Origin of the sequence: Rhizobium sp. 18065 (assembly GCF_902706095.1) — a bacterium.
Taxonomy (GTDB): Bacteria; Pseudomonadota; Alphaproteobacteria; order Rhizobiales; family Rhizobiaceae; genus Allorhizobium.
Genome location: NZ_CACSJP010000008.1, coordinates 1 through 24,915 on the forward strand (window position 1 = coordinate 1; position 24,915 = coordinate 24,915).

The following is a 24,915-nucleotide window of genomic DNA, read 5'->3' on the forward strand; positions in this document are numbered from 1 at the left end:
AATCGATGTGACAATCGGCAAGGGTGCTATTGATTGGGACACTGGTGTATTCCGTGCCCCTGTGCCCCAGACCTAAGCGCTTGAAAACAATGGCAAATCTGGAACCGCGTCGGAACCCTCCTGTTTCCGAAAATGGGAACAGGAGGCTTTTGCGTCATGTGAATGACAGGGAGATGACAATAGCCATCGCAGCAGACACCAACGCTGAGTTTAGTTCGATCGCGCCTCGCGACCGGCTTCGCGCAACATCAGGAAGAGCGACGCGGAGAGAATCAGAAGAGCTCCGATCCACAGATAGCCGCTTGGCGCATAACCGAAGACCAGCCAGCCGGCGAAGACATTCAACGGCAGCTTCAGGTCGTCGAAAGGCTGAACATAGGCGGCATCCGCAGCATTATAGGCAAGCGTCAACAGATATTGGCCGATCGCGGTCAAAAGACCCGCCGCCAGCAGCAGCCACAAAGCCAATCCTTCCGGGATGACGAAGCCTGAGGCCATGGCGAGGCCGGCGTTGATTGGCGTCAACAGGACGAGGAGCCAGACCGTGATCGTTTCCGGCGCTTCGAACTGCGTCAGGTTCTTCATCAGCAATGAAGATCCGCCCCAGAGAAGGGCGGAGAGCACGGGCAGCAGAGCGGACAGCGAAAAGCTGTCGGACCAGGGCTGGAGAATGATCATCGCGCCGAGGAAGCCAACAAAGGTAGCGAGCCAACGGTCGCGGCCAACCGTTTCTCCCAGAAAGAGACGCGCGCCGATGATGATGAAAAAGGGCGACGTCATCACCAGTGCGATCGCCTGCCAGATCGGCACGGTGGCAAGGCCCATGACCCAGGCCTGGACACCGAAGGCGGCCAGCAGCACGCGTAACGCGTGGCGCAGCGGATAGTCGGTGCGCATGGCCTTCAGGCCGAGACGAAACAGCAGTGGCAGAGAGAGGACAAGGGCGAAACCATATTGCCAGAAGGCAGTGGACGCGGCCGGAAAGCCGAGCGTCATGGCAAGCCATTGGGTGACAACATTGAGCACGGCAAAGGCGATGCCCGCCAGTACCATGAAGGCGGCACCGGTGAAGGCGCGTGAGCGGAAGAGCGACAAGGAGCTCTGATTCATGTCCGTTTTCCTTTTCCAAAGGACCAACACAAATCAGGACAGACGAGGCGACGGCAGGCGCTCCAAGAGCCGGGGCGACGGCACGACAAATCGCGTTCATCCGGCAAGCCGGACAAGATCGCGATCGATGACCTCATTCTCTTTCATCCGGACTATACCGTCGGCTCCGGAATCACACCGGATCTGCTGACCCTGATCCTTTCGACGTTGCCGTCACAGAAACAGGCGCTCGCGGGCTCGGAGACATCTCCTTACCGCCGGTGGGGAATTGCACCCCGCCCTGAGAACGAATACCGGCAAGCCGGCGAGACAAGAGTTAGGATATGCGTTGCTGCAACGCAAGGCGCCCAAAAAGAAAGCCCGGCACGAGGGCCGGGCTTAAGTCTTGTGGACCACCACCGCAAAAAACGGTGTGGCCTGCCGTTCTCCCTTAGGAGTTGACGGCGTCCTTCAGGCCCTTGCCGGCCGTGAACTTCGGAACGTTGCGAGCCGGAATATCGACTTCTGCGCCGGTGGACGGGTTGCGGCCCTTGGAGGCTTCGCGACGCGCTACGGTGAACGCACCGAAACCGGCGAGACGGATGTCACCACCGCTCTTCAGTTCAGCCTGGACCGTTTCAAAAACGGCATCGACGGCAGAGGCCGCATCGGCCTTAGTCAAGCCAGCCTTCTCGGCTACCGCGGATACGAGTTCGTTCTTGTTCATGTTTCCACCCTTTCTGATTGGTATGAAACGACTCAATTGATAAGTCGGGCGGAGAATACGAATGCTTCTGCCCTGCGCAACCCAAAAGCACCTGAACACCCCGGAAAACAAGCCGTTCCGCAGACTTTTCACAAAAAAGGCTGGCAAAACTGCCAGCCTTTTTTGATGTTTTTCGCCTTTATGGCGCAAGCATGGCAGAAATGCCTCAGTGAGCGATCGCCGCACCGGTTTCATCGACACCTTCGACAGTGCCGATTGCAGGCGTTTCAACGGTGCCATCCCACTCGATCGGGTCCGGCACACGCATCAGAGCGTGGCGAATAACCTCGCCCATGCGCGACACCGGAACGATCTCGAGATTGTTCTTCACGTTGTCCGGAATGTCCGCCAGATCCTTGGCGTTTTCTTCCGGGATCAGAACTTTCTTGATGCCGCCGCGAAGGGCTGCCAGCAGCTTTTCCTTCAGGCCACCGATCGGAAGCACGCGACCGCGCAGGGTGATTTCACCCGTCATCGCCACGTCCTTGTTGACCGGAATACCGGTCATGATCGAAACGATCGCAGTCGCCATCGCAACACCTGCCGACGGGCCATCCTTCGGCGTTGCGCCTTCCGGCACGTGCACGTGGATATCCGACTTGTCGAAGCGCGGCGGCTCGATGCCGAAATCGACGGCGCGCGAACGGACGTAAGACGCCGCTGCAGAAATCGATTCCTTCATCACTTCCTTCAGGTTACCGGTCACGGTCATGCGCCCCTTGCCCGGCATCATGACGCCTTCGATCGTCAACAACTCGCCGCCAACTTCGGTCCAGGCAAGACCCGTGACGACACCGATCTGATCCTCACCTTCGGCTTCGCCATGGCGATAACGCGGAACGCCGAGATATTCGTTGATATTGGCACCGGTCACGGCAACCGAGGTCACCTTGCCCTTGATGATTTCGGTGACGGCCTTACGGGCAAGCTTCATCAACTCGCGTTCGAAGGAACGGACACCGGCTTCACGGGTGTATTGCTGGATGATCGCCATGATCGCGCTGTCTGCGACGGAAAATTCTTCCGGACGCAGGGCGTGTTCCTTGATCGCCTTCGGCAGAAGGTGACGCTTGGCGATTTCCAGCTTTTCATCCTCGGTGTAACCGGCGATGCGGATGATCTCCATGCGGTCCATCAGCGGGCCCGGAATATTCAGCGTATTCGCGGTCGTGACGAACATCACGTTGGACAGGTCGTATTCGACTTCCAGGTAGTGATCCATGAAGGTCGAGTTCTGTTCCGGATCCAGTACCTCAAGAAGCGCCGAAGACGGATCGCCCCGATAGTCCTGGCCCAACTTGTCGATCTCGTCGAGCAGGAAGAGCGGGTTCGACTTCTTCGCCTTCTTCATCGACTGGACAATCTTGCCGGGCATCGAGCCGATATAGGTCCGGCGGTGACCGCGGATTTCCGCCTCGTCACGCACGCCGCCGAGCGCCATGCGCACATATTCGCGGCCGGTTGCCTTGGCGATCGACTTGGCAAGCGATGTCTTGCCGACACCCGGAGGTCCGACGAGGCACAGGATCGGGCCCTTGAGCTTGGTCGCACGGGCCTGGACGGCCAGATACTCGACGATGCGTTCCTTGACCTTGTCGAGACCGAAATGGTCCTCGTCGAGGATCTTCTCAGCCAGATTGAGATCAACCTTGACCTTGGACTTCTTGTTCCATGGCAGGCCGAGCAGCCAGTCGAGGTAGTTGCGAACAACTGTCGCTTCCGCCGACATCGGGCTCATGTGGCGCAGCTTCTTCAGCTCCGCATCGGCCTTTTCCTTGGCTTCCTTGGACAGCTTGGTCTTGGCAATGCGTTCTTCCAGCTCGGCCATCTCGTCGCGGCCGTCCTCGCCGTCGCCGAGTTCCTTCTGGATCGCCTTCATCTGTTCGTTCAGGTAATATTCGCGCTGGGTCTTTTCCATCTGGCGCTTGACGCGCGAGCGGATGCGCTTCTCGACCTGAAGAACGGAAATCTCGCCTTCCATGAAGCCAAGTGCCTTTTCAAGGCGCGCCTTGACGCTCACCGTTTCCAGCATTTCCTGCTTTTCGGTGATCTTGATGGACAGATGCGAGGCAACGGTATCAGCAAGCTTCGAGTAATCCTCGATCTGGCTGGCGGCACCGACGACTTCCGGCGAAATCTTTTTGTTCAGCTTGACGTAGTTTTCGAACTCGGAGACCACCGAGCGCGATAGCGCCTCGATCTCAACTGCATCCTCTTCCGGTTCTGCCAGAATGTGGGCGGTTGCCTCGTAATAATCTTCGCGACCGGTATAGGTCTCGATCTTGGCACGGGCACGGCCCTCGATCAGCACCTTTACGGTACCGTCGGGCAGCTTCAGCAGTTGCAGGACGTTGGCGACCGTGCCGACCTCGTAGATCGCCGAGGGCGCCGGATCGTCATCACTGGCATTGATCTGTGTGGCCAGCATGATCTGCTTGTCGGATCCCATCACCTCTTCAAGAGCACGGATGGACTTTTCACGACCGACGAACAACGGAACGATCATATGCGGGAAGACCACGATGTCGCGCAGGGGCAGTACCGGATAGGTATTGCTCTCGTGTGCAGCAGACGTTTTCGACATTTCACTTCCTTTCCGAGGTCCCGGTTTGACCCGGGACTAGATGTCCGCCCCCGGAGGCGACGGGCATATTTCTTGCTCCCCCAACAAGTGGAGTGGCGGTATGCGTAATTCAAGCCTGACCACCATGGCGGTCGCGAATCTGTGACGACAGCATGACAGAGTACGACGAACTTTTACACTAGTCCCTTAGGCTGGTCCGAACCATGCGTACGTGTCTGAATGCGCTGTGGATTGCGTCGAAAAAGGCAAGGCAGAACCGGCAGGAGACCAACGACAGGGTCGCAACCGTGCCACCTCAGCGCCGTCCCCACCGATAGCCAGCAATATCGACAGTGGGTCACACCGAATAGATATCCGGATGGGCCTAAAACAACGAAAAAGCCCGCCAGGACGGCGGGCAATCTCATTCTTGTCAATGTCACTTGTCAGTGGCGAAAGCTCACGCCGAAGCGTTGGCTTTTTCTTCCTGACGATCCGCGTAGATATACAGCGGACGGGACGACCCCTTGACCACATCGTCGGAGATGACGACTTCGCGAACGCCTTCCAGTTCCGGCAGTTCGAACATGGTATCCAGAAGGATCTTTTCCATGATCGAGCGCAGGCCGCGGGCACCGGTCTTGCGGGTGATCGCCCTCAGTGCGATCTCGCGAAGGGCGTCCTCGTGGAATGTCAGTTCGACATCTTCCATCTCGAACAGGCGCTGGTACTGCTTGACCAGCGCGTTCTTCGGCTCGGACAGGATCTGGATCAGGGCGTCGGCATCCAGGTCTTCGAGCGTCGCCAGGACCGGCAGACGACCGATGAATTCCGGGATGAGGCCGAACTTGACCAGATCTTCCGGCTCCAGTTCGCGCAGCACTTCGCCGACGCGACGGTCTTCCGGCGAGGTCACGGTCGCGCCGAAGCCGATCGAGGTCTTTTCGCCACGGGCCGAGATGATCTTGTCGAGACCGGCGAATGCACCGCCGCAGATGAACAGGATGTTTGTCGTGTCGACCTGCAGGAATTCCTGCTGCGGATGCTTGCGGCCACCCTGCGGCGGAACGGAAGCAACCGTGCCTTCCATGATCTTCAACAGCGCCTGCTGAACGCCCTCGCCCGAAACGTCGCGGGTGATGGACGGGTTGTCAGACTTGCGGCTGATCTTGTCGACTTCGTCGATATAGACGATGCCGCGCTGGGCACGCTCGACATTGTAGTCGGCCGACTGCAGCAGCTTCAGGATGATGTTCTCGACGTCTTCACCGACGTAACCGGCTTCGGTCAGCGTCGTGGCATCCGCCATGGTGAACGGCACGTCGATGATGCGGGCAAGCGTCTGGGCAAGATAGGTCTTGCCGCAGCCGGTGGGTCCGACCAGCAGGATGTTCGACTTCGCCAGTTCCACATCGCCGCCCTTGGAGGCATGCGACAGGCGCTTGTAATGGTTGTGAACCGCGACCGACAGGATCTTCTTGGCCTGCTTCTGGCCGATCACATATTCGTCGAGGATCTTGATGATGTCCTGCGGCGTGGGAACGCCCTCGCGGGACTTGACCATCGAAGACTTGTTCTCTTCGCGGATGATATCCATGCAGAGTTCGACGCATTCATCGCAGATGAATACCGTCGGTCCGGCAATCAGTTTCCGGACCTCGTGCTGGCTCTTGCCGCAGAAGGAACAATAAAGGGTATTCTTGGAGTCACCGCCGTTGCTTCCGCTGACTTTGCTCATGTCTTTATCCTTCCAGCACGCCGCGCCACCGCGTTGTTGCGGCAGGGCGATCACTCAAACCGTCCGGTTCCGACCGCCTTGATGGCCGAAACCCTTTCCGATCAGGAGCTACTAGCCGATCCGAAGAAGACCCGGAACGGCGGCAACGAAAACCCCTTAACGCGGCAGACTATGTCATAAAAATTCAACATAGCCTTAATTCTACTAATAGCGCTTTCGCGACGACTTTAAACCCCTCGGCTGTTCACATCCTCCGGCACCCATGGCGCCGAAGGATAAACCGAGTGTCATCAGGCCGACGGAGCCGCGCCTTCCATTTCAACACGCGAGGTCAGGATGCGGTCGATCAGACCCCATTCCTGCGCTTCGCTCGCTTCCATGAAATGGTCACGATCCAACGTGTTTTCCACTTCTTCGAGCGTGCGACCCGTGTGCTTCACGTAAACTTCGTTCAGGCGACGCTTCATCTTAATGATGTCACGAGCATGACGCTCGATGTCGGAAGCCTGGCCCTGGAAGCCGCCGGACGGCTGATGCACCATGACGCGGGCGTTCGGGGTTGCAAAGCGCATGCCCTTTTCGCCGGCTGCCAGCAGCAGCGAACCCATCGACGCGGCCTGGCCGACGCACAGCGTCGATACGGCCGGACGGATGAACTGCATCGTGTCGTAGATCGCCATGCCGGCGGTGACGACACCACCCGGCGAGTTGATGTAGATGGCGATTTCCTTCTTCGGATTTTCGGCCTCAAGGAAAAGCAGCTGCGCGCAAACGAGCGACGCCATATTGTCCTCGACCGGACCGGTCAAAAAGATGATCCGCTCCTTCAGCAGTCGGGAGAAGATATCGTAGGAACGCTCGCCGCGATTGGTCTGCTCCACGACCATCGGCACCAGAGCCAGGGCGGTATCAACGGGATTTCTCATGTCGGTCCTTTATCAGCTTCTCCCCGACACCGGTCGGCGAAGGGAATCACATAAAATCTGTCAACCCCTACATAGAGTGTCCGCACCCCGACATTCAAGACGCGAGAGAGGGATATCCTTAATGGCGCCATGCAGACCACTGTCCTCCGACTAGCGGGTTTCTCTGGCTTTGGCCAACGGCAAGACACAGCATAATCGGCGCTTCACAAGAAAGGCCTAACATGGTGAATCTTCGGTAATTCTCGGTCTAGCGCAAAAAAGTTCGACGACGGCAAGTCAGCAGCTTTTCGTAGTGACTGCTTAACCCATGTGGATCATTTTAGCGGCGATACTGCTCGGACTAATTTTAGGATTGTTCGCCGTGCTCGATGTGAAGACGGCGTTTCTGCTTTGGGTCACCCAGGCCGGAACGTTTTCGATTCTCCTGATAGCGATCTGGCTGCACGCACCAAACCAGAGGCATTATCTGTGGTTCGGCCTGGGCTTTGCCGGTCATGCGCTTGGCCTCGGTCTCATTGCAGCCCGCAACGAAATTCCCGACTTCATCTCGATTCACATGGCGAATTTCATTTCGCTCTCCTCGTTCAGCTTCTGGGTCGTCGGCTTGGCGACCTTCGACGGACGGCGACCGCCGCGCCTGTATCTGCTCCCGCCGCTACTGTGGACAGCCGCCAACCTTCTGCCCTTCATTCGCGCCGAGTTTGCCTACCGCTTCGCTGTCTACGACATCGCCTCCAGCATCGGCTTCGCCATCATGGCATTCACGGTGGGTAAATCGGCCTTCAGCACAATCCGGTACCGCCAGATGCTCGCTTTGGTGTGGATCCTGCAAGCCATCGGCGGGATCGTGTTTGCCGGCCTGGCCATCAGGCTGATGCCAAGCAGTTTCCCGGACCTGACGATCAAAGCCCATGTCGGCCTGGTCGCAATCGTCGGGTTCGTGACGGCTATCGTCATTCTGGCCAAGATGCTGATGGATCAATCAGAGGCAAGGCTGCGGGAGCTGGCGTGTACTGATCCCCTCACCGGCGCCCTCAATCGACGGGGATTGAACGATGCGTTCGAACAGATGACGGGGACCAGCGACAAGCCGGCTGTTGCCCTACTGCTGTTCGATCTCGACCATTTCAAGCAGATCAACGACCGATACGGCCATCAGACCGGCGACCTGGTGCTGTGCGAATTTGCACGCCTGTGCACATCTCTCCTTCCTCAAGGAGCAGCTTTCGCACGGACAGGTGGCGAAGAGTTCGCCGCCATGCTCGGCGTCGCCGAGGCGCGGGATGCGGCGCTCGTTGCCGAGACCGCGCGTCTTGCCATGGCCGAGCGGAAAATCCCTGCCGGCGCCGTTGCGACATCCGTCACGGTCAGTGTCGGCATCGCCGTATCGACAGTGGCCGAAGCCACCCTGGACCAGTTGATGAAAAACGCCGACAAGGCGCTCTACAGGGCAAAAGCCCAGGGTCGCAACCGGACAGCGGTGACCAACGGCAAGCGTGTGGTGACCCTTCCCCCGCACCGCACGGATCCACTTGACGATCAGGCCGACCATCAGGTGGCGATCCTCAAACGCCTTGCTTCCGTCGCTGGCTCGGATAATTCCTAGTTCAAACGCATCTGCGTTCCTTGCCCCAACTCTCAGTTCAGTTAAGCAGGCCCGATGACCGACCGTCCTTTCCTCTCGATAAATCCCGCCACCCGTCGTGTATCCCTCGATGCTCGCGATCCAGCGTTCTACAGCGATCCGAACGGCACATATGCAGCTCTGCACGCGACCTGTCCGACGTTTTACTGGGAAGAGCAGAAGGCGTGGTTCTTCACCGGCTACGATCATGTGAATGCCCTGCTGCGCGATCGTCGCTTCGGCCGACAGATCCTGCATGTCGCCAGCCGCGAAGAGCTCGGCATGGCGGAGCCGGATGCCCATACCACCCATTTCGACCGCGCCGAACTGCATTCCCTGCTCGAACTGGAGCCGCCTGAACACACGCGGCTGCGCACGCTGGTCAACCGTGCCTTCGTCTCGCGCAGCATCGAGAAGATGACGCCGGAAATTGAAATCCTGACCAATCAGTTGATCGACCGCTTCGAGGCGAAGGCCGAGACGGAACTGCTCGCCTCGTTTGCGGACATCATTCCGGTGACGATGATTGCCCGCATGATCGGCATCCCGGAAGAAATGGGGCCGCAGCTGCTCAAGTGGAGCCACGACTATGTCGGCATGTACATGTTCAAGCGGACACGCGCCGACGAGGACGCGGCCGACCGCTCGGCGAAAGAGTTTGCCGAATATGTGCGCCAGATGATTGCCGAGCGGCGCGCCACGCCGCAGGACGACCTGCTCAGCCACATGATCCATACCGAACATAAGGGCCAGTATCTGACCGAGGACGAGCTGATCTCGACGGCGATCGTGCTGCTGAATGCCGGGCATGAAGCGACCGTGCACCAGATCGGCAATTCCGTGCGGATGATTCTCGAAAGCGGCCTCGATCCGGCGGATCTGTTCCACGATGCCAAAGCCACCGAACGCACAGTCGAAGAGACGCTGCGCATCTGCGCACCGGTGCATATCTTCCAGCGCTATTGCATCGAGCCCTGCGAGATCGACGGCATCTCCTTGAAGCGTGGCGACAAGGTCAGCCTGATCCTGGCCGCCGCCAATCTCGACCCGGCCAAATTCACCGATCCGCTGGTGTTCAAGCCTGCGCGGGAGGAAGGTGCCAATCTGTCGTTTGGCGCCGGCATCCATTTCTGCATCGGCGCACCGCTGGCGCGGCTGGAGCTGAACATCGCGCTGCCGCTGCTGTTCAAGCGCCTGCCCGGCCTGAAGATCGCAGCACAGCCGGTGGTCAAGGATGTCTACCATTTCCACGGCCTGGAACGGCTCGATCTGCGCTGGTAAAACGGGTCAGCCTGGATTTCCGGAGCTATCGATCCGTCCGTAGCAGTCGGCAAGCGTCGAAACGGCTGCGCGCATTGCGTCGCGCAGCTCGACCGGCTCCAGCACCTCCACCTCGCCGGCAAGCCGGAGAAAATCCGACACCGCCATGTGCTGCGATGGCACAGGCAGACGGACAATGTGCCAACCACGGTCATCTGCCTGCGGCGACACATCCATGCAGTTGCGCACATGCGACGGGCTGTTGTGCTGCAGCATCGTCAAGCCGAATGGCGAGATCCGCACCACGGCCATGTCGGGATACAGTTCCTCTTCCAGCCGCCTGGTGTTTTCGATCCAATAGCTGGCCAGATCAAAATCACCGGGCCATTCGAAATGCTCGTCGGTGACCAGAAGGTCAAGAATACGGGCGATACGATAGGTGCGTACGCTTTGCTCGACCCTGGCTGCCATGTACCAGGCACCACCCTTGAAAACGATGCCGAGCGGTTCTGCCTCCCTGTTCTTTTCAGCCGTCCAGCTGCGATAGCGCATGTGTATGCGCTTGGAGTTCCACACCGCGTCGGCGATCGCCTGCAGGTGGAGAGGTTGCTCGTTTTCACCAAGCCAGCTCGGCGCGTCGAGGTAGAATTTCGACTGCATGCGCATCGCGCTCCGGCGAAGATCCTCCGGCAGCGCTGCCGTCAGCTTCTTCTGCGCACCGGTCATCAGCGTGCCAAGACCGAGATCGGCAGCGGCTCCGGGCAACCCTGAGAGAAACATGGCCTCGGCTTCGGCTGATGAAAGGCCGTTCAACCGAACCCGGTAGCCGTCGAGCAGGCGATATCCGCCATCCGAACCGCGTTCGCTATAGACCGGGATGCCGGCCATGGAGAGCGCGTCGACATCGCGGTAGATCGTGCGGACCGAGACCTCGTTTTCCGCAGCCAGCGTTTCAGCCGTCACCAGCCCGCGTGCCTGCAGGGTTGTCAGGATATTGATCAGCCGGCTGGCGCGCATGTTTGAAAAAATCTCCGTTTTCGCAATTATCCTAATCCAACCTGACAGAGACTGACAGGTATGGGGCCGCATTCTTGTGTCATCGCCGCTCATCCGAGCCAAGATGCAAGCAAGGAGACGATCATGACCACGAACGACGCCATCACCCTGTTCTATTCACCCCAGACACGCGCCACCGGCGCCCGCATCCTGCTGGAGGAACTGGGCGCGCCATACCATCTGCATGTTCTCAACATGAAGATCGGCGAGCAGCGCCTGCCCGGCTATCTGGCGATCAATCCGCTCGGCAAGGTGCCGGCGATCCGCCATGGCGATGCCTTCGTCACCGAACAGGCTGCCGTCTATCTCTATCTCGCCGATCTGTTTCCCGAAGCCGGACTGACGCCGGCAATCGGCGATACCGACCGGGCGGCCTATCTGCGCTGGATGGTGTTTTACGGCAATTGCTTTGAGCCGGCGGTAATCGACCGCCATCTGCAGCGGGTACCAACATCGGCAAACGAGACGCCCTACAGCAATTACGACGATATGCTGGCGACACTGGAAGCCGCACTGACACCCGGCCCCTATCTGCTTGGCGAACGCCTGACTGCGGCTGACCTGCTCTGGGGCACGGCACTGAACTGGACGACGATGTTCGGGCTGGTGCCGGAACGCCCTGTGTTCCGGGCCTATATCGAGCGCATGACCAGCCGTCCGGCCTATCTCAAGGTCACGGCAGACGATGCCGCGCTGGCTGCAGACCATCAGGCAATTGCCGACAGGCTCGGCAACGCCGCCTGAAATCGACGGCATCGCGTTGATACTAAACCCGTGTGAGGGCTCCGGGCACACAGTCCGGAGCCCTTTCAGCTTTCAGGTCAGGTGGCCGCCTGTGCTGCAGCAGTCTCGCGGCCGACACGACCGACGCCCAGAACCGCAATGGCTGCAAACAGGCACATGAAGCCGGCAATATAGACGGCCGGCAGGAAGGATTCGTAGTCGGTGCGGATATAGCCGGCGCCAAATGTCGCCGTTGCCGCACCAAGCTGATGCCCGGTGAAGATCCAGCCGAAAACGATATTGGCCTTTTCGCGACCGAAATTCTCGACCGACAGTTTCACGGTCGGCGGCACGGTGGCAACCCAGTCGAGACCGTAGAAAATCGCAAACACCGACAGGGTGAGATAATCGAAGCCCGACGCGGAAAGGAAGACCAGCGACAGGCCGCGCAGGCCGTAGAACCAAAACAGCAGCCACCTGTTGTCATAACGGTCGGACAGCCAGCCGGCCGCCAATGTGCCGGCGAAATCAAAGATGCCGATCAGCGCCAGCATGCCGGCAGCACTGACCGCTGCGATGCCGAAATCACCGCAGATCGAAATCCAGTGGGTCTGGATCAGGCCATTGGTGCTGAGACCACAGACGAAGAAGGTGAAGAACAGGATCCAGAAGGTCGCATTGCCGGAGACGTCGCGCAGTGCCACCAGTGGCGACAGCAGCATGGACGACAGCTTGGCCGAGCGCACCGGCGGTGGCTGGATCTCGTGACCGCCATAGGGCGCCAGGCCGAGATCGGCGGGATAGTTGCGCATCAGGGCCAGGATCGCACACATGGCCAGCAACAGCGTGGCGACATTGAAGGACAGCGCAAGGCGCCAGCCATAGGCTTCTGTCAGGCTGGCAAGCAGCGGCAGGAAAATCAGCTGGCCGGTGGCGTTGCTGACCGTCATCAGGCCGATCACCAGACCGCGCCGGGTGGCAAACCAGCGGGTTGCGACCGTTGCGCCGAGCACCATGGCGGTGATGCCGGTGCCAATGCCGATCACCACGCCCCAGAGCGCGATCAGCTGCCAGAGCTCCGTCATCTGGAAGGAGACGAGAATACCTCCGCCGATCAGCATCAGCGCCGCGCCGATGACGCTGCGCATGCCGAAATGGTTCATCAGGGCTGCGGCAAAGGGGCCGAGCAGGCCGAAGAGCACCAGACGGATCGCCATGGCCGTGGAGATTTCCTCAGTCGTCCAGCCGAATTCGCGGCTGAGCGGTGCGATCAGCACACCGGCTGAGCCCATGGCGCCGGCGGTCGCCAGCATGGTGATGAAGGTGACTGCCGCGACGACCCATGCGTAATGGATGCCGCGGGCAGAGAGATATTGCGCAAGCCTGGCTGAAAACATCGGCCTTCTTTCGACGTTGGGAAGTTGCCATGATATGCGGGTAGCTACCCGCATATGAATAAAAAGTCAGAGCGAATTGAGTGCTACCACCAATTTGCCGATGTCGGAGGTGCCGAGCTTCTGTTCGAGCCGTTCTTGGACCTCGTCCCAGAGCGGCGCGCCATCTTCCACCAATTTCTCGCCCTGCTCCGTCAGGACCAGTGCGTTCTCCCGCAGGTCCTCGCCCGGCTCGCTGCTGACGAGGCCCATGCGCTCGAGAAGCTTGGTGTTGCGGCCGACGGTGGAGCGGTCGAGTTCGAGGCGTTTCGCCAGATCGGTGAGCGAGACCGGTTGCGCCCGTTTGATATTGCGAAGCTGGCTGAACTGGCTGATGTTCACGCCAAGCGGAGCCATTGCCTCATCATAGATGGAGGTCAGGCGCCGGGAGGCTTTTCTCAGGGTGATGCAGTAGCACGACGTCGACATTGTGCGGGTATATACCCGCACAATGTCGGATGCAAGCCAGCTTGCTTCGCCGTGTCTTAAGCCGCACTCAGGTACCGGGCAGCTGGCAGACGGCGCGACAGATGCGGACCGAGGGCGCCACGAGCGGTATTGAAGGACGACAGAAGGTCGGCATCCTGCAGCGAAGGAATGGTGACCAGTTCCCCCTGATCGAAGCCGGCAAGGGCTGCAGAGACCATGTCATCGACATCCATGACCCGTTCCGGATCGATATGATCGAAGCTGCTGCCGACGCGATCGAAGATCTCGGTGCGGGTCAGGCCCGGCAGCACCGCCTGAACCTTGACGCCGCTGTCTGCCAGTTCGTGAGCCAGCGCCTGGGTGAGCGCCAGAACGAAAGCCTTGGATGCGCCATAGGTGCCGTTGAAGATCTCCGGCGCCAACGCGACAACCGAGGCGATGTTGATGATGGCGCCCCTGCCCCGTGCCTTGAAGGCCTGGGCTGCGGCCACGGCCAGTCGGTTAGCGGCTGTGACATTGATGGCGATCATCCGGTCGAGATAGTCGATATCGCCCCCGAGCAGCGTGCCGTTCGGGCCGATGCCGGCATTGTTGGCGAGCAAAGTGATTGCCTGGTCGGCGCGTATTCTGTCTTCGACCTTGCGCACATCGGCGGCAAGCGTCAGGTCGGCAGGCAGGACATCGGCGGAAATGCCGAAAGCGGAGCCGAGTTCTCCGGCCAGCGCCGTCAGGCGTGTCGCATCACGGGCGACGAGCACGAGATCGTAGCCGCGTGCGGCAAGCTTGCGGGCGTAAGTGGCGCCGATGCCGGACGAGGCACCGGTTACAAGCGCAGTTCCGAGGGATGATGCGACGGCAGTGGTCATGGCTTTCTCCTGAGTTTGAATTTACTGGTATATGCCACTATATATGCGGAAGAGATTTTGCCGATGCAAGGGGCGGACAAAAACTTTCATTTGCCGGCACGACAAACTACACCGTCAACCGATGCCACCGACCATGGCGAAGACTGCGGAAGACTGGTGTGAAAGCAGACAGGAAAGCAGATATGGAAAACGACGACGGTATCTGGAACTACTGCAATAACAGCGCGGTACGGCGCACGGCGCGCCGGCTTGGCCAGTTCTATGACGACTTCATCGGTCCGTCCGGCCTGAAAGGCACGCAGTTTTCATTGATGACGCAGATCGTGCACAGTGGTGAGCCGAGCCTGAAAAGCCTCGCGGACGCACTGATCATGGATCTGTCTGCACTTGGCCACACGCTAAAGCCGCTGGTGCGCGACGGCCTCGTTGAACTTGTCGCCGACGACAAGGACCGACGGGTCAAGCGCGCCCGGCTGACGGCGCTGGGGGCTGAGCGGCAGGCGGACGCGCGCGCGCTGTGGCAGGAAGCACAAGGCCGGCTCGACGCAGCCTATGGCGCGGATAATTCAGCCCAGTTGCGCGCGGCCCTCAACACCATCGCCTCGATGGATCTGACGGCCGCGACACGCGACGAAAACAAATAGCCAATCACCAATAGCCGGTCGTTACATCCAGCTTGTGCCATCGCCGGCCTGGCAACCGTATGGCGGCAAAGTGTTTGCGAAGGTTTCATGCAACCGGTCACATCCCCACTTGCGGATCGGCTCCGGCATGCGGCTGTTCAATTCGATACCAACCTCCTGATAGGGGCTCTCGGTGTTGGTGATGTAGCGATACCACTGGAAGCCGCCGAGCATGAGCCCGACGAAAACGACGAGAAAGACCAGCCTGACAATTCTCATTACAATACCTCATTACAGAAGCAACGACCCGTAGCCACCCTAGGACCAGCTGGGTAGAAGGCGGGGCCGATTTCCACAGACGGCGCCACTTTCACAGGCGAATGACATAGTCCTTGCGAGTCGTTTCAATCACTTCCCAGCTTCCCTTGAAGCCTGGCCTGAGGATGAGGCGGTCCCCTGCCCGCAGATGGATCGGTGCACCGCCCTCTTCCGTGACGATCGAATAGCCTTCGAGAATGTGGAAATACTCCCATTCGTCATAGACGATGCGCCACTTGCCGGGGGTGGATTGCCAGATACCGGCATAGAGCCCGCCCGCGGCTTCCTCGACATTCCAGGTGGTGAAGCGTGGATCCCCGGAAATCAGCCTGTCGGCTGCAGGCGCACCCTCCTCCGGCGTAATGGCGGTGGTGTCAAACGACTGGACATGGCTCATGCGGGGGCTCCGGAATGCCGAGAAAATTCGAGCGGCACCGGATGATGCCGCCCGTCGTCGTCTTTAGATCTTCGCCAGCGACTGTTCCAGATCGGCGATGATGTCCTCTGCATCCTCGATACCGATTGAGAGCCGCACGACGTCAGGTCCAGCACCCGCAGCGACCTGCTGCTCTTCTGTCAGCTGTGCATGGGTGGTGGAGGCGGGATGGATGATCAGCGAACGGGTGTCGCCGATATTGGCCAGATGCGAGAAGAGCTGCAGTCCGCTGACCAGCGCCTTGCCGGCTTCCAGTCCGCCCTTGATGCCGAAAGTGAAGACGGCGCCGGCGCCCTTTGGCGAATAGCGCTTCTGCAGGGCATTGTTCGGATCGTCGGGCAAGCCGGCATAGTTGACCCAGGCGATCTTGGCATGGCCTTTCAGCCAGGTTGCAACCTTCAGCGCATTGTCGCAATGGCGTTGCATCCTGAGCGGCAGCGTCTCGATGCCGGTCAGGAGAAGGAACGAATTCATTGGCGCGATTGCCGGTCCCAGGTCACGCAGGCCAAGGACCCTGCAGGCAATGGCAAAGGCAAAATTACCGAATGCCTGATGCAGGACGAGTCCTGAATATTCCGGACGTGGCGTCGACAGCATCGGATATTTGCCCGGTGTCGCCGACCAGTCGAATGTACCGCCGTCGACGATCACGCCCCCCATGGAATTGCCGTGACCACCGAGGAACTTGGTGGCTGAATGCACGATGATATCGGCACCATGTTCCAGCGGGCGCACCAGATAGGGGCTGGCCATGGTGTTGTCGACGATCAGCGGCAGGCCATGACGATGCGCCACTTCGGCAATTGCCGCGATATCAACGAATGTGCCGCCGGGATTGGCGAGGCTCTCGATGAAGATCGCCTTGGTTTTTTCATCGATATGGGCGGCAAAGCTTTCAGGATCGGCCGGATCGGCCCAGCGCACCCGCCAGTCGAAATTCTGAAAGGCATGGCCAAACTGGTTGATCGAGCCGCCATAGAGTTTGCGCGCCGCAACAAAATTTTCACCCGGCTGCATCAGGCTGTGGAAGATCAGCAGTTGGGCAGCGTGGCCGGATGCTACCGCAAGCGCCGCAGTCCCGCCTTCAAGGGCGGCGACGCGTTCCTCGAGTACCGCCTGCGTCGGGTTCATGATCCGGGTGTAGATATTGCCGAACTGCTTCAGACCGAAGAGGGCTGCGGCATGATCCGAGTCGTTGAAGACATAGGCCGTGGTCTGGTAGATCGGTGTGATCCGCGCACCTGTCGTCGGATCAGGCTGGGCGCCGGCGTGAACGGCAAGCGTGGCAAATCCCGGATTGTTGTCGGACATTGTTTTACCCTCCCTGTATTGGTGACGCGGATCATAGTGCCTCGCCATGGCTTGTCAGCCAGCAAAATTCCAATCTCAACGCCCGGTGGAGAAAATTCCTCTTTGATCAAGGTCAAGGCGGACCATGGCGACCGATGGGATCATCGTTGCAGCCAACGGAGATATCCATGACACTTGCCATCGCAGAGCCAATCTGCCAGTCGCTGACCCAGATTTTGTCGTGGTTTGCCAAGAGTTTCGAAGCCTCGGCCGAAGCCGACATTCTTGCAGCCATGGACGAGAAGGACATCATGGCTCTGGCCGAGGATTGCGGTATATCGCCAGACCAGCTTCTGGTGCTGCTCAAGGCTGGCCCGCATGGCGCCGATGAAATGCCGCAGATGATGCGGGCACTCAACATCGATCCAGCGGAAGTCGAGTTGCGCATGCGCAAGCTGTTTCGCCACATGCAGACAACCTGCGCGGCTTGTGGCGCCAAGGACCAGTGTCGGCGAGACCTCGTCCATGCCGTGGCGGATCAATCCTTCATGGACTATTGCGGCAATGCGGAAACGCTGAACGCGCTTCGGGCCGATCCCGATCTGCTGACGGAACGCTAAACCTTCAAAGACCGAGGCGCGGGATCTCAATGGCCGGGCACCGGTCCATGACCACCGTGATACCCGCCTCTTCGGCAGGTTCAACAGCAACATCATCGCGCACCGAAAGCTGCCCCCAGATCACCTGCGGCCGCGTCTTCAGCGCCAGCGCTTCCGCGACCACCTCGCCGAGGAATTCCGGCGCCCGGAATACGTCGATCATGTCGATTTCGTCAGGAATGTCAGAAAGCCTGGCATACACTTTCTGTCCCAGGATCTCCTTGCCGGCCTGCCCCGGATTGACGGGGATGACGGTGTAACCCCGCGACAGCAGATATTGCATGACGCCGAAGCTCGGGCGATCTGCCTTTGGGGACGCGCCGACCAGAGCAATCGTGCGGGTTTCCTGCAAGATTTCGGCAATATCGTCATCATTATAGTGGTCATGATCAGTCATGGCGCATTCCTGAACTGGTTCCGTTTCCATTCAGCACTACATGGGGATGAGGGACGCAACAACAAGATGCGAAAGCCCTGTGGACCGGAGACCCGACCCGCACCGGCGCCATGGAAATCTTGATTTGACGAGGTGATAGGCATGTTCATGAAACGATTTTCTGTGGCGCTTCTGGTGCTCGGCGCAGCGTCGCCGGCATTGGCCATTTCGCGTTACAATTCCCTGTCGCTGACCTGCGAGGGCGCACGAGAAAAGGTGATCAACGAAGGCGCTGCGATCCTGCGTTATCCGTCGACCCGGGTGAAGGGCATGACACTCTATGACCGCTACGTGACGCGCAACGAGCAATGCGACGCGCACGAATATGCCGAACGGTCCTATGTGCCGACGCGTGACAATCCGCGTTGCCCTGTCCTCAATTGCCAGACCTATGATCCGGTGACCGGCAACGGCATCTTCGGCAAGCCGCGCATCCGCTTCTGATATGCCCGGATGGCCAGCGTTCACGCCGCATGGGCCGAACGGTCGCCCGGACCGTGCGGCTGATGGGTCAGCTCGTAAACCAGGGGGTATTCGCTGACGAGCGAGCGGTCCATGACCATCTTGACACCTGCCGCTTCCGCCTTGGTGGCCGCGGCATCATCGCGCACCCCGAGCTGGCCCCAGATGGCGTGGGGTCGCGGCGTGAGAGCGAGCACCTGGTCAACGACCGCATCGAGATGTTGCGCGTGACGAAACACATCGACAAGATCGATTGGCTCTGGAATATCGGCGAGCGTTGCGTAGATCCTCTGACCTAGCAGGGTTTCTCCGGCATGCGTGGGATTGACCGGAAAGACACGGTATCCCTTGCCGAGCAGGAAGCCGCAGATCCAGTGGCTCGGACGGTGGTCGCTGGTCGAGGCGCCAACCACCGCGACCGTTCGCGACGAGGTCAGGATTTCCGACAGATAGGCATTCACATAGGCGTCGTGGTTCATGGCTCTCTCCTCCCGACCCATTGCTGGGCCTGCCAATATACCGTCCCCATGCTCCCGAGACTGTTATAGTCCAGGTTCGTTAAGCAGGCCTCGCCACGATCATTAAAATGCCGACGATTATTCCGGCAAAACCAGATGACCATGCTCGTCGAACGGAAAGAAAGGATTGTGGGCGATCTCCCACAGATGACCATCCGGGTCGGCAACATAGGCCGAGTAGCCACCCCAGAACACCTTTTCGGGCGCCTTGACCACGGTCGCTCCACAAGACACTGCGAATTTCACCACCGCATCAACGCCTATGTCGCTGGCGACGTTGTAGGCCAGCGTTATTCCGGAAAAGCCGCCTGGGGCGTTTTCGACGCGGGCGTCCTCGGCCAGCGACTGGCGCGCAAACAGCCCAAGCACGATACCTTTGAGCTGGATAAACGTGACATCGTCATTGGATGCCGACGATCTCGACCAACCTAGCCGTTGATAGAATTCCGTGCTGCGTGCGACGTCGGCAACGCCGAGCGTGATGAGGGAAATTCGACGTTCAAGCGACATGCACATCTCCGCAAAATGTCGCCTGCCGATACGTTCGGTTTATGTTTTCATTATGTTCATGTACATATTAGCGTCATCACAGGTTGCGACTTTGTATGTAATACAATCTTTCCAATTTCAGTCAGATTTTGTGCATTTGCACTCGCGATGAACATTTTTCGGTCTCAAGCATGCACAAAGATGGTTGCTGGCGAACGCTCCATGGACGAAATGCGGCCACAGCGCGACGAAGATTTTTGCCGCAGCATCGCGATTTGGGGCATTCGGCTGGCGAAACACTCGAAAAAACACGTCGCCGGATGGGGTAAAATAATACCCCACACCTAAGTCATTGATTTCGTTGACGTGAATGCTGCAGCCAGCATGAGCAACATCTTGACCGCGTTTTCGATGCAGATTATACACCGCCACAGATCGCGGCCCCTCGGGACCGCTTTCTTTTTGCATTTTTCGGAATGCGACCCAAGCAACAAGAAACGCCCGATCGTCCTCTCTCAGGACGACCAGGGATCAAGCTGAAAGAGACCTCAATGTCTACCTTCGTTCAGAAGCCTGCAGAGGTGGAGAAGAAGTGGATCATCATCGACGCCGAAGGGCTCGTTGTTGGTCGCCTCGCCACCATTATCGCCACGCACCTGCGCGGCAAGCACAAGGCCACCTATACACCTCACGTTGATGATGGCGACAATGTCATCGTGGTCAACGCCGAGAAGGTTGTTCTTACCGGCAAGAAGTATTCGGACAAGACCTACTACTGGCACACCGGTTATCCGGGTGGCATCAAGGAACGTACTGCCCGCCAGATCATCGAAGGCCGCTTCCCGGAGCGCGTTCTCGAGAAGGCTGTCGAGCGTATGATCCCGCGCGGCCCGCTCGGCCGTCGCCAGATGAAGAACCTGCGCGTCTACGCCGGCTCCAACCATCCGCATGAAGCCCAGCAGCCCGTCGCTCTCGACGTCGCTTCGCTGAACAGCAAGAACACAAGGAGCGCCTGATAATGGCCGATCTTTCTTCCCTGAAGGACCTTGCCCCGGCACAGGACGCAGCTCCGGCTCACGTCCGCAAGGTCGACTCGCTGGGTCGCTCCTACGCCACCGGCAAGCGCAAGAACGCCGTCGCCCGCGTCTGGGTCAAGCCGGGCACCGGCAAGATCACGATCAACGGCCGCGAATTCCGCACCTACTTCGCCCGTCCGGTCCTGCAGATGGTTCTGCAGCAGCCGATCGTCGCAGCTGCCCGTGATGGCCAGTTCGACATCATCGCGACCGTCGCCGGCGGCGGTCTGTCCGGCCAGGCTGGTGCAGTTCGTCACGGTCTCTCGAAGGCCCTCACCTACTTCGAACCGGGCCTGCGTCCGGTCCTGAAGAAGGGTGGCTTCCTGACCCGCGACAGCCGCGTCGTCGAGCGTAAGAAGTACGGTAAGGCCAAGGCCCGCCGTTCGTTCCAGTTCTCCAAGCGTTAATCGCTGGATCACCGGAAACGGAAAATCAAGGCGGGGCTTCGGCTCCGCCTTTTTTCGTTGGGAAACTCGCAACGCCGTCACCGTTGACTTCCTTCACATTGCGCCCCGACGCGCCTCATTCTAGTTTGTGCCCAAACACCGCAGTTGGAGAGACTTTCGCATGGCGAGCAAATCGATAGACAACGCCTTTACCTCCAAGGCCGTGCGCGGAGCTGCTACCGATCCGACCTATGCCGGCGCCCTGTCCTTCATGCGCCGCCAGTATTCCAAGGTGCTGGAGGATGTCGATGCCGTCGTGCTCGGCATTCCCTTCGACGCCGCCGTTTCCAACCGTCCCGGCGCCCGCTTCGGCCCGCAGGCGATCCGGCGCGCTTCCGCGATCTTCGACAATGATCCGCAATATCCGTTTGCCCGCGACCTGTTCGAGCAGATGGCGGTAATCGACTATGGCGATGTGCTGCTCGACTACGGCAATCACCAGGAGACGCCCGGCCTGATCGAGCAGGAAGCCACCAAGATCCTCGCTTCCGGCGCCTATCTGCTCGGTCTCGGCGGCGATCATTTCGTCACCTGGCCGCTGCTCAAGGCCCATGCAGCCAAACATGGGCCGCTGGCGCTGGTGCATTTCGATGCGCATCAGGACACCTGGGACGACGACGGCAAGCGTATCGACCACGGCTCATTTGTCTGCCGCGCGGTGCGCGAAGGCGTCATCGATCCGGCCCATTCGATCCAGATCGGCATCCGCACCGAAGCGCCGGAGGATTTCGGTATCAGGATCCTGCACGGCTATACTGTCGAGGACCTCAGCGCCCAGCAGATTGCCGACCAGATCCTTGCCCATGTCGGCGATCGGCCGGCCTATCTGACCTTCGACATCGACTGCCTCGATCCGGCCTATGCGCCGGGCACCGGAACGCCGGTGGCGGGCGGCCCCTCCTCGGCCAAGATGTTGGCGGTCTTGCGCAAGCTCGGCAGCCTCGACATTCGCGGTTCCGACATCGTCGAAGTGGCGCCAGCCTACGACCATGCCGATATCACCGCCATTGCCGGTGCGACGGTCGCGATGTATATGCTGGGGCTCAGGGCGGAACGACTGGCTGCCAGCCGTTAAGAAACTGAATCATGCAGCGGATAAAGTGATTCCGCCAGGCTTGGTAACCTTCTGAATTTATGGATAAAGACATGAGCGCGAAAATCTTCATCGACGGCGAACACGGAACCACGGGACTGCAGATCCGCACCCGCATGGCCGGCCGCCGCGATGTGACGCTGCTGTCGATCCCCGAAGCGGAACGGCGCAATGCCGCCATGCGCGAAGACCTGCTGAACGGCGCCGACATCGCCATCCTCTGCCTGCCGGACGATGCGTCCAGGGAGGCAGTCGCCATGCTGTCTGGCAACAACAAGGTGCGGATCATCGACACGTCGACGGCTTACCGGGTCGCGCCGGACTGGGCCTATGGTTTCGCGGAAATGGACAAGGCGCAGGGCGACAAGATCAAGTCGGCACGCTGCGTCGCCAATCCGGGCTGCTACCCGACCGGCGCCATCGGCCTGATCCGGCCGCTTCGCGCCGCCGGCATCCTTCCGGACGGCTATCCTGTCTCGGTCAACGCCGTGTCAGGCTATACCGGCGGCGGCAAGCAGATGATCGCCCAGATGGAAGATGTGAACCATCCCGAACATCTGGCCGCCAACAATTTCCTCTATGGCCTGCCGCTCAAGCACAAGCATGTGCCGGAGATGACCATTCATGGTCAACTCGACCGTGCACCGCTGTTTGCCCCATCGGTCGGTCGCTTCGCGCAAGGCATGATCGTCCAGGTGCCGCTGTTCATCGACGACCTCACTGCAGGCACCTCGGTCGAGAGAATCCATACCGCGCTGGTATCGCACTATGCCGGTCAGGAGATCGTGTCGGTCGTGCCGCTTTCCGACAGTGCAAAGCTTGCCCGCGTCGATGCGGAAGAACTGGTCGGCCAGGACACGATGAAGCTCTATGTCTTCGGCACTCCGGGCGGCGCGCATGTCAACCTCGTGGCCGTGCTCGACAATCTCGGCAAGGGCGCCTCGGGCGCTGCCGTGCAGAACATGGACCTGATGCTGTCCACCTGAGACGGTTCAGCGCAGGGAATGGTTTCTGCGTCTTCCGTTTAAAAGTACACGCCGATTGAATGACGTCCACCCGATCGAAAGTCCGGTGGACGCTTTTTTCTACTCTGGCAGGCGTTGTTCGATCCATCGCCGCCGCTGGCCATCAATCCCTGAATTCCAGAACCAGAGGCTTGACCAGCTCGCCGTAGAAGCCGCGCCAATGGGCGATCGCGAAGGCTAGCACCACCAATGCGCCGCCTTGGTGGCTGAGGCCGGCATGCAGGGGGACCTGGGTGACCAGGGTGACGATGCCGATTACGGCCTGAATGGCCACGAGGGCAAACAGTACAACGCTGCGGCGGGCGTGGGTGGTGTCGGCATTGGCCTTGAGCGACCGCAGCATGTGCAGCAAGGCGGCGGCAAACAGCAGATACGCGCCGAGCCGGTGGACGAACTGAACGGTCTTCGGGTTTTCGAACAGGTTGATCCACCATGGCTGCTGGACGAACAGGTCACCGGGTATCACCGCCCCGTCCATCAGGGGCCAGGTGTTGTAGGAAAAGCCTGCATCCAGACCGGCGACCAGGGCGCCGAGATAGATCTGGAAAATCGTCAGGGCAACGAGGATGCCGGCAAACCGGCGCGAGCCGATGGTCGGCGCCCTGTCCTTGCTATGCGGGGTGAGGCTGCGCATGATCCAGACACAGCCGGAGAAAATCAGACAGGCGATGATCAAGTGCGTGGCGAGGCGGTACTGGCTGACATCGACACGTTCGCTCAGGCCCGACGACACCATCCACCAGCCGATGAAGCCCTGGAAGCCGCCGAGAGCCAAAAGACCGACCAGAGGCAGACGCAACTGCCGTTCGATGCGACCGGTCAGCCAGAAGAACAGCAGCGGCAAGGCAAATACCAAGCCGATCAGGCGCGCCAGAAGACGATGTCCCCATTCCCACCAGAAAATGGTCTTGAACTCGTCCAGCGTCATGCCCTGGTTGATCTGCTGGTATTCCGGAATGCGCTGATAAAGCTGGAATTCCTCCTCCCATTCGGTGATGGAAAGCGGAGGGATGGCGCCGTGGATCGGCTTCCACTCGGTGATCGACAGGCCTGAATCGGTCAGCCGCGTCGCGCCGCCGACCAGCACGAGACAGAAGAGCGTTGCAATGACGACGCCGAGCCAGATCCGGATCGCCAGCCGATTGGCTTCCACCCGTTTGATTTGCCGGCGGATATCCACCTCGGCTCCGCTCATCGCAACTGTCATTCGTCAATCCTCTTTTCGAGATTTGCCTCGCTTGGACTGTTGATTTGCATCAGTTGGGCGTGCAAAACAACCCCGGCCGTTTGCGGCAAGCGGTCGCGTCAGTACGCGCCCAGACCGACGTTTCAGACGGAAGCAAAAAGGATACGACATGCCCATCAGACTGCGCAAATTCATCGGCACTGTTCTGATCATCATCCTGGTGCTTGTCTATGCGCTGCTTGCAACGACGATCGCGACGGCAATGCTTGCGACGTCGCCGTGGTGGATACACGTGCTCTATTTCACTCTTTCGGGCGTGTTGTGGATCCTGCCGGCCATGCTGATCATCCGGTGGATGGCCGGGCCGATCCAGAAGTAAGCCGGG

28 protein-coding genes and 1 riboswitch are annotated in these 24,915 nt (G+C 59.6%); of the genes, 11 read left to right on the top strand and 17 right to left on the bottom strand.

What is annotated here, in order from left to right:
• Window positions 1-210: 210 nt before the first annotated feature.
• From GVK95_RS18145 to clpP, 5 genes are all read right to left on the bottom strand, one after another.
• Window positions 211-1,110, bottom strand: coding sequence for a DMT family transporter (locus tag GVK95_RS18145; RefSeq protein WP_159952123.1), 900 nt, complete (start codon window positions 1,108-1,110; stop codon window positions 211-213).
• A gap of 131 nt (window positions 1,111-1,241) precedes the next feature.
• Window positions 1,242-1,402, bottom strand: a riboswitch (FMN riboswitch).
• Window positions 1,403-1,540: 138 nt separating this feature from the next.
• Entirely contained in the window at window positions 1,541-1,816 is a 276-nt protein-coding gene (hupB, locus tag GVK95_RS18150) for a DNA-binding protein HupB (RefSeq protein WP_007606160.1), read from the bottom strand.
• 205 nt (window positions 1,817-2,021) lie between these two features.
• A complete protein-coding gene (gene lon / locus GVK95_RS18155) occupies window positions 2,022-4,439 on the bottom strand; it encodes an endopeptidase La (protein WP_159952124.1) in 2,418 nt (805 codons plus the stop codon).
• A 439-nt stretch (window positions 4,440-4,878) separates the two neighbouring features.
• Window positions 4,879-6,156 (bottom strand): ATP-dependent Clp protease ATP-binding subunit ClpX, encoded by a 1,278-nt coding sequence (gene clpX / locus GVK95_RS18160; RefSeq protein ID WP_113140982.1) that lies wholly within the window; start codon window positions 6,154-6,156, stop codon window positions 4,879-4,881.
• Between the two features lie 290 nt (window positions 6,157-6,446).
• Complete coding sequence (clpP, locus tag GVK95_RS18165) at window positions 6,447-7,082, bottom strand: ATP-dependent Clp endopeptidase proteolytic subunit ClpP (RefSeq protein WP_159952125.1); 636 nt, start codon at window positions 7,080-7,082, stop codon at window positions 6,447-6,449.
• Between the two features lie 361 nt (window positions 7,083-7,443).
• On the opposite strand from clpP, the gene GVK95_RS18170 reads away from it, so the two are divergent.
• On the top strand, window positions 7,444-8,688 hold the full coding sequence (locus tag GVK95_RS18170; RefSeq protein ID WP_159952126.1) for a GGDEF domain-containing protein: 1,245 nt from the start codon (window positions 7,444-7,446) through the stop codon (window positions 8,686-8,688).
• A 54-nt stretch (window positions 8,689-8,742) separates the two neighbouring features.
• Complete coding sequence (locus GVK95_RS18175) at window positions 8,743-9,987, top strand: cytochrome P450 (RefSeq protein WP_159952127.1); 1,245 nt, start codon at window positions 8,743-8,745, stop codon at window positions 9,985-9,987.
• A 6-nt stretch (window positions 9,988-9,993) separates the two neighbouring features.
• On the opposite strand, the gene GVK95_RS18180 is transcribed toward GVK95_RS18175, so the two are convergent.
• Window positions 9,994-10,983, bottom strand: a complete 990-nt coding sequence (locus tag GVK95_RS18180; RefSeq protein WP_159952128.1) for a YafY family protein — start codon at window positions 10,981-10,983, stop codon at window positions 9,994-9,996.
• Between the two features lie 123 nt (window positions 10,984-11,106).
• On the opposite strand from GVK95_RS18180, the gene GVK95_RS18185 reads away from it, so the two are divergent.
• Window positions 11,107-11,766 (top strand): glutathione S-transferase family protein, encoded by a 660-nt coding sequence (locus tag GVK95_RS18185; RefSeq protein ID WP_159952129.1) that lies wholly within the window; start codon window positions 11,107-11,109, stop codon window positions 11,764-11,766.
• A 77-nt stretch (window positions 11,767-11,843) separates the two neighbouring features.
• Here GVK95_RS18185 and GVK95_RS18190 read toward each other — a convergent pair whose 3' ends face one another.
• The 3 genes from GVK95_RS18190 to GVK95_RS18200 all read right to left on the bottom strand — a co-directional run bounded on the left by GVK95_RS18190 (window position 11,844) and on the right by GVK95_RS18200 (window position 14,473).
• Window positions 11,844-13,142, bottom strand: a complete 1,299-nt coding sequence (locus tag GVK95_RS18190) for an MFS transporter (protein ID WP_159952130.1) — start codon at window positions 13,140-13,142, stop codon at window positions 11,844-11,846.
• A gap of 66 nt (window positions 13,143-13,208) precedes the next feature.
• Complete coding sequence (locus GVK95_RS18195; RefSeq protein ID WP_159952131.1) at window positions 13,209-13,607, bottom strand: MarR family transcriptional regulator; 399 nt, start codon at window positions 13,605-13,607, stop codon at window positions 13,209-13,211.
• Between the two features lie 56 nt (window positions 13,608-13,663).
• Entirely contained in the window at window positions 13,664-14,473 is an 810-nt protein-coding gene (locus GVK95_RS18200) for an SDR family oxidoreductase (protein WP_159952132.1), read from the bottom strand.
• A gap of 182 nt (window positions 14,474-14,655) precedes the next feature.
• On the opposite strand from GVK95_RS18200, the gene GVK95_RS18205 reads away from it, so the two are divergent.
• Window positions 14,656-15,117: a MarR family winged helix-turn-helix transcriptional regulator gene (locus GVK95_RS18205; RefSeq protein WP_159952133.1), complete on the top strand. Its 462-nt coding sequence runs from the start codon at window positions 14,656-14,658 to the stop codon at window positions 15,115-15,117.
• A 21-nt stretch (window positions 15,118-15,138) separates the two neighbouring features.
• On the opposite strand, the gene GVK95_RS18210 is transcribed toward GVK95_RS18205, so the two are convergent.
• The 3 genes from GVK95_RS18210 to GVK95_RS18220 all read right to left on the bottom strand — a co-directional run bounded on the left by GVK95_RS18210 (window position 15,139) and on the right by GVK95_RS18220 (window position 17,161).
• Window positions 15,139-15,375 carry a hypothetical protein gene (locus GVK95_RS18210; protein WP_244618812.1) on the bottom strand — a complete coding sequence of 79 codons (237 nt, stop codon included), beginning with the start codon at window positions 15,373-15,375 and terminating at the stop codon, window positions 15,139-15,141.
• 91 nt (window positions 15,376-15,466) lie between these two features.
• A complete protein-coding gene (locus GVK95_RS18215) occupies window positions 15,467-15,811 on the bottom strand; it encodes a cupin domain-containing protein (protein WP_159952134.1) in 345 nt (114 codons plus the stop codon).
• Window positions 15,812-15,874: 63 nt separating this feature from the next.
• On the bottom strand, window positions 15,875-17,161 hold the full coding sequence (locus tag GVK95_RS18220) for an O-acetylhomoserine aminocarboxypropyltransferase (RefSeq protein ID WP_159952135.1): 1,287 nt from the start codon (window positions 17,159-17,161) through the stop codon (window positions 15,875-15,877).
• 167 nt (window positions 17,162-17,328) lie between these two features.
• Between GVK95_RS18220 and GVK95_RS18225 the strand changes: the two genes are divergently transcribed.
• The gene (locus tag GVK95_RS18225) at window positions 17,329-17,760 is read left to right on the top strand and encodes a DUF6455 family protein (RefSeq protein ID WP_159952136.1); all 432 of its coding nucleotides are present in this window, start codon (window positions 17,329-17,331) and stop codon (window positions 17,758-17,760) included.
• Window positions 17,761-17,764: 4 nt separating this feature from the next.
• Here GVK95_RS18225 and GVK95_RS18230 read toward each other — a convergent pair whose 3' ends face one another.
• Window positions 17,765-18,196, bottom strand: a complete 432-nt coding sequence (locus tag GVK95_RS18230; RefSeq protein WP_159952137.1) for a CoA-binding protein — start codon at window positions 18,194-18,196, stop codon at window positions 17,765-17,767.
• Window positions 18,197-18,343: 147 nt separating this feature from the next.
• Between GVK95_RS18230 and GVK95_RS18235 the strand changes: the two genes are divergently transcribed.
• Complete coding sequence (locus GVK95_RS18235; protein ID WP_159952138.1) at window positions 18,344-18,679, top strand: hypothetical protein; 336 nt, start codon at window positions 18,344-18,346, stop codon at window positions 18,677-18,679.
• 20 nt (window positions 18,680-18,699) lie between these two features.
• Here the strand turns inward: GVK95_RS18235 and GVK95_RS18240 are convergent, their stop codons facing one another.
• The 3 genes from GVK95_RS18240 to GVK95_RS18250 form a co-directional block, all read right to left on the bottom strand.
• Window positions 18,700-19,176 carry a CoA-binding protein gene (locus tag GVK95_RS18240; protein ID WP_159952139.1) on the bottom strand — a complete coding sequence of 159 codons (477 nt, stop codon included), beginning with the start codon at window positions 19,174-19,176 and terminating at the stop codon, window positions 18,700-18,702.
• 117 nt (window positions 19,177-19,293) lie between these two features.
• Entirely contained in the window at window positions 19,294-19,725 is a 432-nt protein-coding gene (locus GVK95_RS18245) for a VOC family protein (protein WP_159952140.1), read from the bottom strand.
• A 117-nt stretch (window positions 19,726-19,842) separates the two neighbouring features.
• The gene (locus GVK95_RS18250; protein WP_159952141.1) at window positions 19,843-20,172 is read right to left on the bottom strand and encodes a hypothetical protein; all 330 of its coding nucleotides are present in this window, start codon (window positions 20,170-20,172) and stop codon (window positions 19,843-19,845) included.
• An 83-nt stretch (window positions 20,173-20,255) separates the two neighbouring features.
• Between GVK95_RS18250 and rplM the strand changes: the two genes are divergently transcribed.
• The 4 genes from rplM to argC all read left to right on the top strand — a co-directional run bounded on the left by rplM (window position 20,256) and on the right by argC (window position 23,305).
• Window positions 20,256-20,720, top strand: a complete 465-nt coding sequence (rplM, locus tag GVK95_RS18255) for a 50S ribosomal protein L13 (protein WP_113140971.1) — start codon at window positions 20,256-20,258, stop codon at window positions 20,718-20,720.
• Between the two features lie 2 nt (window positions 20,721-20,722).
• Window positions 20,723-21,187 carry a 30S ribosomal protein S9 gene (rpsI, locus tag GVK95_RS18260; RefSeq protein WP_112242644.1) on the top strand — a complete coding sequence of 155 codons (465 nt, stop codon included), beginning with the start codon at window positions 20,723-20,725 and terminating at the stop codon, window positions 21,185-21,187.
• A 160-nt stretch (window positions 21,188-21,347) separates the two neighbouring features.
• Window positions 21,348-22,301 carry an agmatinase gene (gene speB, locus GVK95_RS18265; RefSeq protein ID WP_159952142.1) on the top strand — a complete coding sequence of 318 codons (954 nt, stop codon included), beginning with the start codon at window positions 21,348-21,350 and terminating at the stop codon, window positions 22,299-22,301.
• Between the two features lie 71 nt (window positions 22,302-22,372).
• On the top strand, window positions 22,373-23,305 hold the full coding sequence (gene argC, locus GVK95_RS18270; protein WP_159952143.1) for an N-acetyl-gamma-glutamyl-phosphate reductase: 933 nt from the start codon (window positions 22,373-22,375) through the stop codon (window positions 23,303-23,305).
• Window positions 23,306-23,447: 142 nt separating this feature from the next.
• Here argC and GVK95_RS18275 read toward each other — a convergent pair whose 3' ends face one another.
• Window positions 23,448-24,551, bottom strand: coding sequence for a COX15/CtaA family protein (locus GVK95_RS18275; protein WP_159952144.1), 1,104 nt, complete (start codon window positions 24,549-24,551; stop codon window positions 23,448-23,450).
• Between the two features lie 148 nt (window positions 24,552-24,699).
• On the opposite strand from GVK95_RS18275, the gene GVK95_RS18280 reads away from it, so the two are divergent.
• Window positions 24,700-24,909 (top strand): DUF2842 domain-containing protein, encoded by a 210-nt coding sequence (locus GVK95_RS18280; RefSeq protein WP_159952145.1) that lies wholly within the window; start codon window positions 24,700-24,702, stop codon window positions 24,907-24,909.
• Window positions 24,910-24,915: the final 6 nt, after the last annotated feature.